This window comes from Streptomyces sp. NPDC002577, from assembly GCF_053594815.1.
In genome coordinates this window covers 1-14,859 of record NZ_JBSFWK010000017.1, presented here as the reverse complement: position 1 = coordinate 14,859, position 14,859 = coordinate 1, and the positions used below count along the sequence as shown (strand labels likewise).

At 69.0% G+C, this 14,859-nt stretch carries 13 protein-coding genes; 4 read left to right on the top strand and 9 right to left on the bottom strand.

Translation table 11 applies throughout. From position 1 onward, the window contains the following. The first annotated feature begins 96 nt into the window (after positions 1–96). From ACWD4J_RS22125 to ACWD4J_RS22115, 3 genes are read left to right on the top strand one after another with little or no spacing between them, the layout of a single operon-like run. Positions 97–1,053 carry a VTC domain-containing protein gene (locus ACWD4J_RS22125; RefSeq protein WP_451397118.1) on the top strand — a complete coding sequence of 319 codons (957 nt, stop codon included), beginning with the start codon at positions 97–99 and terminating at the stop codon, positions 1,051–1,053. Beyond that, complete coding sequence (locus tag ACWD4J_RS22120; RefSeq protein WP_451397117.1) at positions 1,050–1,727, top strand: DUF4956 domain-containing protein; 678 nt, start codon at positions 1,050–1,052, stop codon at positions 1,725–1,727. The genes ACWD4J_RS22125 and ACWD4J_RS22120 overlap by 4 nt, the downstream gene beginning before the upstream one ends. Beyond that, positions 1,727–3,499, top strand: a complete 1,773-nt coding sequence (locus ACWD4J_RS22115; protein WP_451397116.1) for a CotH kinase family protein — start codon at positions 1,727–1,729, stop codon at positions 3,497–3,499. The genes ACWD4J_RS22120 and ACWD4J_RS22115 overlap by 1 nt, the downstream gene beginning before the upstream one ends. Positions 3,500–3,603: 104 nt before the next feature. Here ACWD4J_RS22115 and ACWD4J_RS22110 read toward each other — a convergent pair whose 3' ends face one another. From ACWD4J_RS22110 to ACWD4J_RS22070, 9 genes are all read right to left on the bottom strand, one after another. Beyond that, the gene (locus tag ACWD4J_RS22110) at positions 3,604–6,504 is read right to left on the bottom strand and encodes an NHLP bacteriocin export ABC transporter permease/ATPase subunit (protein ID WP_451397115.1); all 2,901 of its coding nucleotides are present in this window, start codon (positions 6,502–6,504) and stop codon (positions 3,604–3,606) included. A 1-nt stretch (position 6,505) separates the two neighbouring features. After that, positions 6,506–8,623 (bottom strand): NHLP family bacteriocin export ABC transporter peptidase/permease/ATPase subunit, encoded by a 2,118-nt coding sequence (locus tag ACWD4J_RS22105; RefSeq protein WP_451397230.1) that lies wholly within the window; start codon positions 8,621–8,623, stop codon positions 6,506–6,508. 152 nt (positions 8,624–8,775) lie between these two features. Continuing rightward, the gene (locus tag ACWD4J_RS22100; RefSeq protein WP_451397114.1) at positions 8,776–9,579 is read right to left on the bottom strand and encodes an HlyD family efflux transporter periplasmic adaptor subunit; all 804 of its coding nucleotides are present in this window, start codon (positions 9,577–9,579) and stop codon (positions 8,776–8,778) included. A 128-nt stretch (positions 9,580–9,707) separates the two neighbouring features. Further along, positions 9,708–9,935 (bottom strand): type A2 lantipeptide, encoded by a 228-nt coding sequence (locus ACWD4J_RS22095; RefSeq protein ID WP_451397113.1) that lies wholly within the window; start codon positions 9,933–9,935, stop codon positions 9,708–9,710. Between the two features lie 640 nt (positions 9,936–10,575). After that, entirely contained in the window at positions 10,576–11,127 is a 552-nt protein-coding gene (locus ACWD4J_RS22090) for a DoxX family protein (protein ID WP_451397112.1), read from the bottom strand. 228 nt (positions 11,128–11,355) lie between these two features. Further along, positions 11,356–11,985 (bottom strand): MBL fold metallo-hydrolase, encoded by a 630-nt coding sequence (locus tag ACWD4J_RS22085; RefSeq protein WP_451397111.1) that lies wholly within the window; start codon positions 11,983–11,985, stop codon positions 11,356–11,358. Then, positions 11,982–13,085, bottom strand: coding sequence for an S-(hydroxymethyl)mycothiol dehydrogenase (locus ACWD4J_RS22080; protein ID WP_451397110.1), 1,104 nt, complete (start codon positions 13,083–13,085; stop codon positions 11,982–11,984). The genes ACWD4J_RS22085 and ACWD4J_RS22080 overlap by 4 nt, the downstream gene beginning before the upstream one ends. A gap of 129 nt (positions 13,086–13,214) precedes the next feature. Further along, positions 13,215–13,541 carry a Zn-ribbon domain-containing OB-fold protein gene (locus ACWD4J_RS22075; RefSeq protein ID WP_451397229.1) on the bottom strand — a complete coding sequence of 109 codons (327 nt, stop codon included), beginning with the start codon at positions 13,539–13,541 and terminating at the stop codon, positions 13,215–13,217. Positions 13,542–13,786: 245 nt separating this feature from the next. Further along, positions 13,787–14,521, bottom strand: coding sequence for a TetR family transcriptional regulator (locus tag ACWD4J_RS22070; RefSeq protein WP_451397109.1), 735 nt, complete (start codon positions 14,519–14,521; stop codon positions 13,787–13,789). A gap of 142 nt (positions 14,522–14,663) precedes the next feature. Between ACWD4J_RS22070 and ACWD4J_RS22065 the strand changes: the two genes are divergently transcribed. Further along, a partial coding sequence (locus ACWD4J_RS22065; RefSeq protein WP_451397108.1) for an acyl-CoA dehydrogenase family protein occupies positions 14,664–14,859 on the top strand: 196 nt, incomplete at its 3' end.

The window sequence follows — 14,859 nt, the reverse complement described above, 5'->3', positions numbered from 1 at the left end:
TCCTCAGAGCGTTCAGAGATGCCTCTCACCGGTCTCTCATCTCTTACCTGTTTCTTACTTGAAGGAGGTTGATCAATAACCATCTGAAAGGAAGTCATGACTGGCTGGCTCAAGCGCCGCCGCCAGGGCGACGGCGAGACTGCGGGCGGCACGGCGCCCGCGAGGGCCGGGGGATCACCACCGGCGACCGCGGACGAAGAGGCCCTGCGGGTGGCAAGCAGACTCCACGCGTTCAACCGCTACGAGCTGAAGTACCTGGTCCCGGTGGACCAGGCGGCGGAGATCCGCGACGAGCTCGGCCAGCGGATGGACCAGGACCTGCACAGCCCCGTGGGCGGCTACGGCGTGTGGAGCCTGTACTACGACACGCCCCAGCTCCGCTTCTACTGGGAGAAGATCGAGGGCCTGAAATTCCGCCGCAAGCTGCGCATCAGGCATTACGGAGACCTGGACGGCGTCACCGACGAGTCCCCGGTCTGCGTGGAGATCAAGCAGCGGGTCAACCGGGTCACACAGAAGCGCCGCATCACCCTGCCGTACGCCACGGCCCGGCAGCTGTGCGACGAGCGGGAGCTGATCGACCATTCCCCGAAGGAGAAGGCCTTCGTCAACGAGGTCCTCGAACTCGTCGTCCGGCTGAACCTCCAGCCCACGGCCATCACGGGCTACCAGCGCGAGGCCCTGGTCGGCCGTGACCAGGACACAGGGCTGCGCGTCACCTTCGATCGCCGCATCCGCGGCCGCGACCGGGACTTCCACTTCGGCACCCCGAACGCCGAGAACCGGTTCACCATCCCGCCCCACATGTCGGTGATGGAGATCAAGGTGAACGAGCGCACCCCGTACTGGATCACCGATCTGGCCGCCAAGCGCAACCTGAGCCTGATCCGGGTCTCCAAGTACGTCCAGAGCATCGAGGCGTTCGGTCTGGCCCCCAGGTCCGTCTTCCACGTCCGCGAAGAAGACCTCCCACCGGCACCCCGCACTGCTCCGGCCATTCCCACCCCCACGTCCCCCATGACGCACCGCACCACGGAGGCACTCCACTCGTGAATTTCGACCTGCAGGACCTGAGCGGCACGTTCAGCGTCACCGACATCGTCCTCGCCATGGCCCTCTCCTTCGTGCTCTCCACGGTGATCGGCTACGTCTACCGGGCCACGCACAAAAACGTCTCCTACAGCCAGTCCTACGTGCAGACCCTCGTCATCGTCGGCATGATCGTCGCGCTGATCATGCTGGTCGTCGGCTCCAACCTGGCCCGCGCCTTCTCCCTCGTCGGAGCGTTGTCCGTGGTCCGCTTCCGCAACGCGGTCAAGGAGACACGGGACGTCGGCTTCATCTTCCTGGTGATGGCCATCGGCATGGCGTGCGGCGCCCGCTTCTACACCCTCGCCGCGGTCGGCGGCATAGTGATCGCCCTGATCATCCTGGCGATGAGCAAGTTCAACTGGTTCGCCCTCAACGTCCAGCGTCAGGTCGTCAAGGTCCAGGTCCCGGCCGGCGAGGACCACACACACGCCATCCAGGACGTCCTCCTGCGCCTCACCGACGAGTTCGAGCTGGTGAGCACGGAGTCGATCCGGGGCGGCACGCTGACCGAGGTGTTCTACACGGTCCGCATCAAGAAGGGCCACGAGCCCGGTGAACTGGTCGCGGCCCTCCAGGAGCGCACCATGGGGCAGCGCGTGACCGTGCTGACCGGTTACGACCAGACGGACCTCTGATGGCCGCCCCCCGCAAGCGGCTGGTGCACCGCATCCCGCTGCGGCTGCGCCACCACTGGAAGCCGGCCGCACTGCTGGCCGCGGGGATGGCCGTCCTGCTGATCTTCCTCGGGGACGTACGCGTCAGCCCGTTCGTGACCAGCTCCTCCACGGCTGACGCGGACGAGATCACCGAGAACATCGCCGGAACGGTCGACTTGTTCGACGAGTCGCAGGCGCACTCGATCCAACTCGAGTACGACCAGACCGACTTCGACGACATGATGGACAAGTACCAGGACGACGGTGAGAAGGAGTTCATCGAGGCCGACCTCACCATCGACGGTGTGTACCTGAACGACGTAGGTATCCGTCTCAAGGGCAACTCCACGCTCCAGAGCCTGCGCAGCGGCAGCCAGGGCGGCGGCCCTCAGGGTGGGTTCCCGGGACAGGGCAACCAGCAGCAGGAGGGAGGTCAGCAGCAGAACACCGGGCAGCAGAACACCGGGCAGCAGGACGACGACCAGCAGCAGGGTCAGCAGGGCGGCGGCATGATGCGCGGTGGTGGTGGAGGGATGACGCAGTTCAACCTCTCCGCCTCCAAGCCCGAGGAACTGCCCTGGCTCATCAGCATCGACGAGTACGTCGAGGGCCGCGCCTACCAGGGCCACCGCGAGCTCTCGCTGCGCCCCGGCGTCGACGAGGCCCTGCCGCTGAACGAGGCCCTCTCGCTGTCCCTGATGGAGAAGTCCGGTCAGACGGCCGAGAAGTTCGCCTTCACCACCATGAAGGTCAACAACCGCCCGGCAGCGACCCGGCTCATGGTCGAGAACCCGAGCAAGGACTACGTCGACTCGGAGATCGGCAGCACGGGCGTGGCGTACAAGGCCCGTGCGGGCGGCAGCTTCGACTACGTGGGAGACGACCCCACCGACTATGAGAAGTCCTTCAAGCAGCTCAACCTGAAGGGCAGCCAGGACCTCTCGCCGGTGATGAAGCTCCTCAGGTGGGTCAACAAGGCGTCGGACAAGGAGTTCGCCCAGGATCTCGACAAGTACGTCGACGTGGACTCCTTCTCGGAGTACGTGGCGACGCAGAACCTGATCCTGAACTTCGACGACATGGCCGGACCGGGGAACAACTACGTGCTCTGGTACGACCTCGACACCAAGAAGTTCTCCGTTCTCGGGTGGGACTTCAACCTGACCTTCAGCGGCTCTGCCACCACCGGACCCGATGAGAGTACGAGCATGGGCGGCGGAGGTGGCGGCATGAGGCCGGGTGCCACCGCACAGGACGGGGCGGAGACCACGGACGGGGCGGACACGACGGACGGAGCGGAGACCAGGGACGGAGCGGCCCAGGGAATGCCGCAGGGTGGCGCCATGCCGTCCGGCGCCCCGTCGGGCATGCCGTCAGGAATGCCGCAGGCGCCAGGAAACGGCCAGAACGGCGGTTTCCCGGGCGGCGACACGGCGGGCGGCGACACGGCGGGTGACGACGCCGCCGGAGGCGGAATGCCCGGCGGAGGAGGCGGCTTGGGCGGCAACATCCTCAAGGAGCGCTTCCTCGAGACGGACGCCTTCGACTCCGCGTACCACGCGGCGTACAAGAAGCTGTACAAGCAGTTCTTCGCTTCCGGATACGCGGTGGATGCCGTTGACTCCCTCGCCGCGCAGGCGAAGAAGGCGGGCGCCGACGCGTCGGGAGTCTCCGACACGGCGAAGTCCCTTCGTACGACGCTCACTTCGCGGACGAAGAGCCTCGCCACGAACAAGGTGATCACCGGCTGACATACCGTGCCGCAACACCCGATGCCCGGGCCGCTCCTCAGAGGGGCCCGGGCATCCGGCTTACCGGCTTCCGCGTCGAGCCCGACACGCCACGCCAGGGAAGGTCAACGCATCTGCCGCCGCACCAGTTCATGCAGCCGCCCGCCCGTGTCCGCGAGCAGTACCGAGGGCGGCCCCTGCTGCACGATCCGGCCCTCCGACATCACGATCACGCGGTCGGCGTCCATGACGGTCGACAGCCGGTGGGCGATCACGACACGGGTGGCCTGCAGGCGGCGCGTGCTCTCGATCACGGTGCGCTGGGTCTCGTTGTCCAGCGCGCTCGTGGCCTCGTCGAAGAACAGGATGCGCGGGCGGCGGACGAGGGCCTGGGCGATCATCAGGCGCTGGCGCTGGCCGCCCGAGACGGAGCTGCCGCCCGCGACGATGGTGTGCATGCCCATGGGCATGCGCTTGATGTCCTCGGCCAGGCCCGCCAGTTCGGCCGCCTCCCACGCCTCCTCCAGCGTGAACGGCTCGGCACCGCAGATGCAGTCCAGGATCGACCCGGTGAGGGGCTGTGCGTGCTGCAGGACCACGCCGCACTGGCGGCGGACGGCGGCCTGGTCGAGGGCGGCCAGGTCCTGGCCGTCGTACAGCACACTGCCGGAGAACGGTCTGTCGAAGCCGATGAGCAGCCTCAGCAGCGTGGACTTGCCGCAGCCGCTCGGGCCCACGACCGCCACGAACTCGCCGGGCCGCACCTCGAACGTCACGTCGTCGAGGACCAGCGGCCCGTCGTCGGTGTAGCGGAAGGACAGTTTCCTGGCCTCGATGCCGCCCGACAGCACACCCGGCTGGGTGCTGGCGCCGCGCACCTCCGGCGTCGCGTCGAGCACCGGCTTGATCTCCTCGAACATCGGCAGTGCGGCCGCGGCCGAGACCAGCGCGCCCGTGAGCTGCGTGGCCGAGGTCAGCATCATGGTCATCGCGGTGTTGAACGTCAGGAACGCACTGGCCGAGAGGGAATCGCGGGCCGGGCCCGCCAGCAACATGAACATGATCAGCGAGCACAGCGGCAGATACACCGCACCGAGCACCGTCGTCAGATTCTTGATCCGCCCCACGCGCTGCTGCAGCTCCCGGCTGCGCGCGAACTCCTTGGCCCAGGAGGCGTACGCGTAGTTCTCGGCCGCCGCGACCCGCAGCTTGGGCAGGCCCCGCAGGGTCTGGAACGCCTGGTTGTTGAGCTTGTTGCTCAGTACGACGAGCCGTCGCTGCCAGCGCACCTGCCACAGCCCCATGCCGAGGAACACGGCAGCGATCACCAGCAGCAGGGCCATGGCGGCGAGGGCCAGCGGGACGCTGTAGAGCAGCAGCAGGACGAGGTTCATCGCACCGACCGTGCCCGCCTGCACGACCACCGGGCCGACGCCCGCGAAGAGCCGGCGGATGGCGCTGATGCCCATCGCAGCACTGGCCAGTTCACCGGTGGAGCGGCCGGTGAAGAACTTCGTCGGCAGCCGCAGCAGCCGGTCCCAGACCGCCGGCTGCAGCGTGGCCTCGATCCGCCCCTCCATCCGCAGGATGGTCAGGTTCTGCATCAGCATGAACGCTGCCGAGACGATGCTCGTGATCATGATCGCCAGACACACCTGGACGATCAGGCTCTTCTCGCCGTTCGGCACGAAGCCGCCGAGCACCTTGCCGGTCGCGATCGGCACCAGCGTGCCGAGCACGACGGTCACCAGTCCGCTCAGCAGCAGGTTGCGCATGTCCCCGTTGGTGCCGCGCAGGCTGAACCGCATCAGCCGCAGCGGGCTCATCGGGCGCTCCGGCAGCGGGCGGTAGAACATCACCGCGCGCGGCTCGAACTCCTCGGCGTTGTCCTCGTCCACGCGGATGCTGCTGCCGGTCGACGGGTTCTGCGCCACGTACCCGCCGCGCCGCCACAGCAGTGCGACCGGTGCGCCGGACGCGGACCGATGGCCCACGAGAGGGCCCGCGTTGTCCCGCCACCAGCGTCCGTCGAGCCGCACGGGCCTGGTCCGGATCCGCGACGCCACGGCGATGCGCTCGACGGGGTCGAGGCGCTCGTTCTGCGCGCCGCTCATCGAGGGTTCCGTGAGGGTGATTCCCGTGGCCCGGGCCACCACGCCGCAGACGGCGAACGTGGCGTCGTCACCTCCCGCTGTGGTGCGCGAGGACTTCGAGCGCCGGCGTATGGAGTCGAGCAGCGCCTGGTCGGCCTGGGCGCGCACGGCCTCGCCCGCCTTGATGCCGGCCGCCGTACGGTCCTCGTGCGAGCGCTCCAGCTGCTCGATCCAGCGGTCGAGCGAGGACAGCAACCGGTACTGCTGGTCGACCATCCCCTGCCACACGGCCGGGTCGATGAGCAGATCGGCCGCCGCGTCGGCGCTCACCTCGGCGCCGTACTGCACGCTGCCCGGCGGCACCTGCATCCACAGGATGTCGTCGTCGGTCGCCGTCTCCCCGTCCACCGGCCGGCCGTCGAGCGGCGCCTGGAAGAGGATGCCCATGCTGCGCCCGACACCGAGGGCGAACGCGTACTCCAGCGGGCTCGGCGCGGCCTGGGCCTGCGCGTGGAAGTCGTACGACCGCACGCCCGTGTCGTAGATGCCGGAGGCGCCCGGGTCCGTGGCATACGGATCGTGCGACCACGTGTCGGTGAACTCCGGCCGGTACAGCTGCCGCAACGGGATCCGGCGCAGCACGCACTCCCGCAGCGGCCTGCCCACGAGCGTGTGCTGCGGCCCCTCGACGGGACCGAGCAGCAGGGAACCCGCCTCGAGCCGGCCGAGGAAGTGCCAGTGGCCCTCCTGCACCGCGTCGACCGCGAACATGTCCATGGCGCCCGCCACGACGAGCCACAGCACATGCGGCCCTTCCAGCGGAAGGCGGTTCAGGCCAGTGCAGTCGAGCGGCGTCCCGAGGCCGCCCAGGGCGCCGAGCACCATGTCGCCGTCTGCGGCCCCGGTGGCGGCGGGCTGATGGACGGAGGTCATGTCAACGCTCCTTGACCAGTTCGGCGTACGGCCCGCCGGAGGCGACCAGCACGTCATGGCGGCCGCGCTCGACGACCGTGCCGTGGTGCAGCACCACGATCTCGTCGCTGTCGCGGACCGTGCTGAGCCGGTGGGCGATCACGACGCAGGCGCAGCCTCGCCGCCGCAGATTGTCGATGATGACCTGCTCGGTCTCCGCGTCGAGCGCGCTCGTCACCTCGTCGAGTACGAGGATGCTGGGCCTGCGGACCAGGGCCCGGGCGATCTCGAGGCGCTGGCGCTGGCCGCCGGAGAAATTGCGGCCGTCCTGCTCGACGCGGCTGTTGATGCCGCCGGGGCGGCGCATCACGACGTCGTACAGCGCGGCGTCCTGCAGCGCGGCGATCACCGCGTCGTCGGGTATGGACGGGTCCCACAGCGCCACGTTGTCCCGGACCGTGCCCTCGAAGAGGAAGACGTCCTGGTCGACGAACGACACGGACGCGGCCAGGGCACCCCGCGGAATGTCCTCCAGCCGCTGCCCGTCGATGCGGATCGTTCCTTCCCACGGCGTGTAGAGCCCCGAGATCAGCCGGGACACCGTGGACTTGCCGCTGCCCGACCCGCCGACCAGCGCCACCTGCTGACCCGGGCCCACCGACAGCGAGAACCCGGTGAGCAGCGGCTTGTCGAGCGGGCTGTAGCCGAAGGTGATGTTCTCCAGCGTCACATGGCCCTTGAGCCTCCGCGTGCTGGCCGTTCCGTCGGGACGGGCGTAGAGGGAGTCCGCCGGGAAGTTCTCGACGTCCTTCAGCCGCGCCACATCGGCGGCGAAGTCCTGGATACGGCCGGTGACGCCGTTGAGCCGCGTGATCGGCGCGGTGAACCGGGTCACCAGCGCCTGGAAGGCGACGAGCAGACCGATCGAGATATGGCCGTCCACCGCACGCAGACCGCCGATCCACAGGATCAGCGCGCTGTTGAGCGTGGCAAGTGTGGGCGCGACGATACCGAGCCACGCGGCCGGCACGCCGAGCCGCTGCTGCTCCTCCAGCGTCGTCGCATGCTGCCCCGCCCAACGGCGGAAGTACCCGCTCTCACCGCCCGTGGCCTTCAGCGTCTCGATCATCTGCAGCCCGGTGTACGAGGTGGTGGTCAGCCGGGCGTTGTCGGCGCGCAGCTTCTGCGTACGCGTGGCGCGCAGCCGCACCACCACCCGCATCGCCACCACGTTCAGCAGCGCTACCAGCACACCGATGACGGTCAGTTGCGGGTCGTACGTCCACAGCAGCACCGCGTACAGGACCACGACGACCGCGTCGACACCGGCCGCGGCGAGATCGCGTGCCAGGGTCTCGGCCACCGCGTCGTTGGACTGCAGCCGCTGCACGAGGTCGGCGGGGCTGCGCTGGGCGAAGAACGTCACCGGCAGCCGCAGCAGATGCCGCAGGAACCGGGCGCTGCTGAGCGTCGACGAGATGAGGCGGCCGTGCAGCAGGTTCGCCTGCTGCAGCCAGGTGAGCACGGCCGTGAGCAGCACGGAGGCGGCCATCGACGCGAACAGCACGCCGAGCAGCGAGGTCTGGCCGCCGATCAGGAACATGTCGATGTACGTACGGCTCAGGGCCGGCACGGCCGCGCCGACGGCGACCAGCATCAGGCTGGCGAGCACCGCGGCCGGCATCGTGCCGGAGGTGCCGCGCAGCCGGGCGGGCATCGCGCCCAGGACGCCCGGCTTGCGGCCGCCGCGCCGGAAGTGCTTGCCGGGCTCGAGGATCAGCACGACACCGGTGAAGCTGGTGTCGAAGTCCTCCATGGGAACGAAACGGCGGCCCTTGCCGGGGTCGTTGATGTACACGCCGCGCCGCCCGAGACGGCGCCCCATGCCGTCGTAGACGACGTAGTGGTTGAACTCCCAGAACAGGATGGCGGGACCCGGCACCCCCGCCAGCGCGGTCAGGTCCATCTGCATGCCCTTGGCGTCGAGCCCGTAACCGCGCGCGGCCTTCAGCAGATTGCTCGCCCGTGAGCCGTCCCGGGACACACCGCAGGCGATGCGCAGCTCCTCCAGCGGCACATGCTTGCCGTAGTGGCCGAGCACCATGGCCAGCGAGGCGGCGCCGCACTCCACGGCCTCCATCTGCAGCACGGTGGGGCTGCGGACGGTCTTCTGTTTCTTGACCTTCGGCTTGGACCTCGAGCGGGACCTCTGGCCGGCCCTCGCGTTCGCCCTCGGGTTGGACCCCGACTCGGGCCGGTGCCGACGACGGACCGGCGGTGGGGGTAGCTCTGTCATGGAAGCAGCCAATCGATCGGGCGCTGCTCGGCCAGGCGGATGGCGCCGGTGGCCTGAGTCATGGAGTCGAGGGCGTACGGAGGGCCGTCCGCGGTGGACCACTTGTAGCCGGACTTGGTGGCGGACGACCGGTCCAGACCCACCAGCACGGCCACCGGGCGGTCCTGCGCGAACTGCGCGCCGAGCTGGCTGTCGCCGAGGAACGCGGTGATCTGCGCTTGCGTCTGAGTGGTCCGGCCCACGGCCTTCACATGGCCGCGCAAGCTGCCGTACTGCTCCTTGGACACCGACTGGACGGTGAGGTCGACGGACGCGCCCAGTGGTACGGACGCCGCGCTGTCGGCCGGCACGTACACCACCGCCAGCAGCGGATCGGACGCGTGATCAGTCCGTTCGAGTGTCGCGACGTTCGCTCCGGTGGTGACGACCGCGCCGATCGTGGCGAGCAGGGTGGTGACGCGGCCGGCTGCGATGGTGCGGACGACCGTGTCGCCCTGGGCCGTACGGACCTTCAGCAGCGGGGTGTCGGCAGCCAGCCGTTCGCCCTGCTTCGCGAGGACGGCGGTGACCTGGCCGGCGACGGGGCTCTGCAGGATGTAACTGCCCTGGGCGTGAGTGAGGATCGCGGAGGCCCTCAGCGTGGACGACACGCGGCCCGTGACGGCCCAGAAGGAGGCCGCCACCATGACGATCACGGTGATGATCAGGACCAGACGGCCCTGCGGCCGGGCGAACCGCACCGGCAGGTCGAGCTCTTCGGGCGACTGCAGCTTGGAAAGTGCCTTCTGGCGGAACTGCACGGGACTCTTCCCTCGACTGCGGTACGTGATGGTCGGGGCAGGCCGATGGCCAGGGGACGGGGCCGGGGCCTGCGGGCACCCGTGAGTCCCGGAACCGGCTGGTTCCGGGACTCACGGAGCAAGAAGTCTCAGAGACCGGCGGTCAGGCCGGACACGGTGCCGAGGATCGGGGCGGTGTTGAGGCCGGTGACGCCCTCAACGGTGCCCACGACGCCGGTCAGGGTGCTGGAGACCGGGGCGACCGAGTCGACGATGCCCGTGACGTTGCCGACCAGCTCGCCGACGATGCCGCCGGAAACGTTGTCCAGGTCGGCGTCGGAAATCTCGCGGGTCTCAACCTGGGGGGTGAAGTTCATGATGAGCTTCCCTTTCCTGTGGATATTTTCTCAAAATGGCGGCCGGCACTGCGTGGCATGCGGACAGGCCGTCCCGCGGGCGTCTGACACGTGAACGAGATTCGTTCGTGCAACTGCCGCGGTGCGCAGGATCAAAGCACGTCAGCGCACGACGCAGCCAATCCTCCGAGCATCGGTTCGACGCTGTTCGGCCGCTCAACTACCTTTGCGTGCACGCCCGTCCACGAGTTGGTGGCGGCTTCTTCACGAGATCCACCAGTGGTGTTCCCCTGCTTCGATTTCGCCGCGGCAGTCAAATGGGACACTCCGACACCAAAGGCCGGACGGGCCGTCAGCTCGGCCACACCGGCGCGGCGTGCCGTGCCCCGCGTGCGTATTCAGTGTGCAGATTTGCTGAAGGCGACATTAGCGCCCGCCCTTATGAACCCTCGGTAACCGGACATTGCAGAGCGCATTCGGAATGGCGTTTCTTCACGGCGGAACGGGACATTACTGCTGTCTGTGCGGTATTCGGGGATATATATCGCGGAGATGTGCTCACTCGCCGAAAGGCGGGGCGACTGCGGGAAGCGGGCAGCGCGAAGGCCGGCCCGGTGGGCCGGCCTTCGGTCGTTCCGTGTGTGCTGCCGCACCGCCTCGCTTACTTGCGGAGCAGCAGGGTCGCTCCGGCGACCACGGCGCCGAGGGCGACGGCGGCGATGCCGTAGGTGAGCCGGTGCGTGCGCAGGCCCGGGAGGAAGCGGTCGACGGCGTAGCGGCCGGGACCGGTCAGGGCGAGGGACGCCGCCGCGACGGTCAGCAGGAGCTCGTACTCCACTCCATTGGGGGCGAAGAAGCCGCCGCCCCACTTCACCGCAAGGGCGTTGATCATGGTGCCGAAGACGGCGGCGCCGGCCAGCGGGGTGAGCAGGCCGAGCGCGAGGCCCAGCCCGCCGAGGGTCTCGGTCAGGCCGGCCACGGCCGCCATGGCCTTGCCGGACGGGTAGCCGCTCATCGTGAAGAACTGGCCGGTGCCGTCGAGGCCCCCGCCGCCGAACCAGCCGAAGAGCTTCTGCGTTCCGTGGGCGGCCATGGTGAGGCCGACGGCGAGGCGGAGCAGCAGGAGGCCGGTGTCGTAGGCGTGCAGGGAGTGGGTGTGCCCGGTGGTGGCGGCGGTCGCGGGGGCGAAGCGGGCGGTCGTAGAGGTGGTCACGAGCGTTCTCTCCTGTGTGGGGGGTTCGGGACAGCAATGCCACAGCCGGGCCCGAAACATGCTTGAAGTATCAAGCACATGCTCGTAATGGTATCAGGTTGTTTAGGTTTCAACGTTTCGCCGCGTCGGCCTCAGCTCGCCGAGTGCCGGGAGCATCAGCGAAGAACAGGCCGGGATACGGGAGGCGCGAGGGGCAGGGCGGGGCGCCAGGCGGCGCCCCGCGACGCATCAGTGCCCGCGCGAGATCCACTCCTCCAGGTGAGGCGCCTCGTCCCCGATCGTCGTCGACTCACCGTGCCCGGTGAGCACGCGCGTCTCCGCGGGCAGGGTCAGCAGCCGGTCCCGGATGGAATCGATGATGGTGCCGAAATCACTGAAGGACCGGCCCGTGGCGCCGGGACCCCCGTGGAAGAGGGTGTCGCCCGTGAACACCGTGGCCAGCTCGGGTGCGTAGAAGCACACCGCACCGGGGGAGTGCCCCGGTGTGTGCAGTACGTGCAGATCGGTGCCCGCGACCGTGAAGACGTCGCCGTCCTTCAGCTCCCGCTCCGGGGACCGTTCCGGGTGGGTCAGCCGCCATACGGGCAGGTCGCCGGCGTGCAGCAGGATCGGCGCGCCGAAGCGGTCGGCCAGCTCCGGGGCGACCCGTACGTGGTCGTCGTGCGCGTGTGTCGCGAGGACGGCGAGGAGACGACGGTCGCCGATCGCATCCGCGATCACCGACGCGTCGTGCGGGGCGTCGATCACGACGCACTCGCTGTCGTCGCCGATGATCCAGACGTTGTTGTCGACGTCGAAGGTCTGCCCGTCCAGGCTGAACGTGCCCGAGGTGACCAGATGGTCGACACGTGCCGTCATCGCGCACCCGCCCTGTCGAGTACGACCACCGAGCGCAGCACGTCGCCGTGGTGCATCTTCGTGAACGCCTCCTCGACCTGGTCGAGAGCGATCGTCTCCGACACGAAGCCGTCGAGGTCGAAGCGGCCCTGCCGGTAGAGATCGATGAGCATGGGGAAGTCGCGGCTCGGCAGGCAGTCGCCGTACCAGGACGACTTCAGCGCGCCGCCCCGCCCGAAGATCTCGATCATCGGCAGCGTCACCTTCAGGTCCGGCGTCGGCACGCCGACCAGCACGACCGTGCCCGCCAGGTCCCGGGCATAGAAGGCCTGCTCGTACGTCTCGGGGCGGCCGACCGCCTCCACCACGACGTCCGCGCCGAAGCCGCCGGTCAGCTCGCGCACCCGCTCCACGACGTCCTCGGTGCGCCCGTTGACCGTATGTGTGGCGCCGAAGCCGCGCGCCCACTCCAGCTTCCGGTCGTCGACGTCGACGGCGATCACCTTGGACGCCCCGGCCAGCACCGCGCCCGCGACGGCGGCGTTGCCGACGCCGCCGCAGCCGATCACCGCCACGGAGTCGCCGCGGGACACCCCGCCGGTGTTCACCGCGGCACCGAAGCCCGCCATCACGCCGCAGCCGAGCAGTCCGGCGGCGGCTGCCGGCGCCTCGGGGTCCACCTTGGTGCACTGCCCGGAGTGGACCAGAGTCTTCTCTGCGAACGCGCCGATCCCCAGGGCGGGTGACAGCTCGGTGCCGTCGGTCAGGGTCATCTTCTGCGCGGCGTTGTGTGTGTTGAAGCAGTACCAGGGCTGGCCCTTGGCGCACGCGCGGCACTGTCCGCACACGGCGCGCCAGTTGAGGATCACGAAGTCGCCCGGCGCCACGTTCGTGACGCCCTCGCCGACCTGGGAGACGATCCCGGCCGCCTCGTGTCCCAGCAGGAACGGGAACTCGTCGTTGATCCCGCCCTCGCGGTAGTGCAGGTCCGTGTGGCACACCCCGCACGCCTGTACGTCCACGACGGCCTCGCCGGGGCCCGGATCGGGCACCACCACATCCGTAAGTTCCACCGGGGCGCCCTGGGCCCTGGCGACAACGCCCTTCACCGTGTGCGGCATGTTCCCACCTTCGGATCGTCCTGCCGCCACCCTAGTCGTGGAGGTGGATCACCGAGAGGTGCACGCCGACAGGCGGGTCGTCCCCGGTCGCGAGGCAGGGACGTGAGGCGGGTGCCCTGGGGTGCGGCCTTACGCCCAGGGCCGGTACGGCTCGTCCATGAGCTGGAACAGTGGCTCCCTGCGGACGGGGTCCTCGGCCCTGGAGAGCTGCACCCGGTCGCCGGGGTGCACCGCGGCGGGCGGGCCGAGCACCCGGCCCCGCACGGTGAACCCCTCGGCCATCTCGATGAGCGACTCGTTACGGGCCGACGGGGTGCCCCGGTGGACCACCGTGGTGCGGCGCACGACTCCCTTGCCCTCGCTGTGCTCGGTCCGCAGATCGCTGGAGGCGCAGACCGGGCAGAGCAGGCGCTGGAAGGAGGGGGTGCCGCACCACTGGCAGCGCTGGAAGCACAGGCCGTCGAAGGCGGTGGGGTTCCCGGTGGTCGTGGTGCCGTTGTCGGTCGCGGCGTCGAGTCGGCTCTCGGCGATCGCTGTCCCTGTCCCTGGGTGGAACACGATGTCATCTCCCTGCACTCGGGGCCGGAATCCGAATGTGCTCGGAACGCCGCGCACGAGGTCAGAGTATGGCACTCAGTGTCATGAGTAAAGGCACTCCGTACCCTCTATGTGTGAAAGCTCTGTTGGCCTTCGCGTGAGCCTCAGTCCTGACGGAACGTGGATTCGATCTCCCGGACGACGCGCCACATCGGTGTCCCTCGCTTGGAGATGACGACGACCACGTCCTCCGGTTCCTCCAGGGCGGTGCGGGCGGTGCCGGGGGTCTCGGGACCGAAGGTGTCGCGGACATGGGCGAGCGCATGGTCGACCTCGGCCGCCGCGTCGCTCTGCCCGTCCGAACGGAGCCAGGCGCGGAGGCCGTTGTTGTGCGCGGCCACCACCGCGGCGGCGATCACGTCCGCCTGCAGGGTGCCGTCGCGGCGCCCCGCGAAGCGCTCGCGCAGATATCCGGCGAGGGCGCGCTCGTAGCGCCACACCACCGACAGCTCGTACGCGCGCAGCCCGGGGACCTTCCGCGTGAGCTTGTAGCGCTGCACGGAGAATGTCGGGTTCTCGGCGTACATGCGCAGCACGAGCCGGGCGGCGTCGCAGACCCGCACCACCGGGTCGTCGTCGTCCGTGCCCGAGCTCAAAAACTCCGTCATGTCGGCCAGGCAGCGCTCGTGATCCGGGAAGACCACGTCCTCCTTGGACGGGAAGTACCGGAAGAACGACCGGCGTCCGACGCCTGCCAGCGTCACGATGTCGTCGACGGTCGTCTGCTCGTAACCGTGCTCGAGGAAAAGCTGGAAGGCGGCCGCGACCAGGGAGTCCCGTATGGGCGGCTTCGGGGGTGTCGCATCGGGTGCCGGGCCGCGACGGGGTGCCTCGCTCATGGGGGCGAACCTAGCACTTGGGGCAGAGCGGATGGCACTCAGTGTGCATACTGGAGGGAACTGAGTGCCACTATCGCAGTAATCCTTCAGCATCACCCTTTGAAGTCCTCATCCCGTTCAAGCGGACTGGAGTCACCCACCGATGAACCAGCATTTCGATCTGTACCGGCCGTCGGAAGAGCACGACATGCTCCGGGAGACGGTGCGTTCGCTCGCCGAGGCGAAGATCGCCCCGTTTGCGGTTGCGGTGGACGAGGAGGCGCGGTTCCCGCAGGAGGCGCTGGAGGCGCTGGTGGCGTCGGAGCTGGCGGCGGTGCATGTGCCGGAGGAGTACGGGG

Excerpts from the sequence above, each read along its gene's own strand:
- ACWD4J_RS22125 (WP_451397118.1), top strand. The coding sequence starts at position 97 with ATGACTGGCTGGCTCAAGCGCCGCCGCCAGGGCGACGGCGAGACTGCG.
- ACWD4J_RS22115 (WP_451397116.1), top strand. The coding sequence starts at position 1,727 with ATGGCCGCCCCCCGCAAGCGGCTGGTGCACCGCATCCCGCTGCGGCTG.
- ACWD4J_RS22110 (WP_451397115.1), bottom strand. The coding sequence starts at position 6,504 with ATGACCTCCGTCCATCAGCCCGCCGCCACCGGGGCCGCAGACGGCGAC.
- ACWD4J_RS22105 (WP_451397230.1), bottom strand. The coding sequence starts at position 8,623 with ATGGAGGCCGTGGAGTGCGGCGCCGCCTCGCTGGCCATGGTGCTCGGC.
- ACWD4J_RS22095 (WP_451397113.1), bottom strand. The coding sequence starts at position 9,935 with ATGAACTTCACCCCCCAGGTTGAGACCCGCGAGATTTCCGACGCCGAC.
- ACWD4J_RS22085 (WP_451397111.1), bottom strand. The coding sequence starts at position 11,985 with ATGACGGCACGTGTCGACCATCTGGTCACCTCGGGCACGTTCAGCCTG.
- ACWD4J_RS22080 (WP_451397110.1), bottom strand. The coding sequence starts at position 13,085 with ATGCCGCACACGGTGAAGGGCGTTGTCGCCAGGGCCCAGGGCGCCCCG.
- ACWD4J_RS22070 (WP_451397109.1), bottom strand. The coding sequence starts at position 14,521 with ATGAGCGAGGCACCCCGTCGCGGCCCGGCACCCGATGCGACACCCCCG.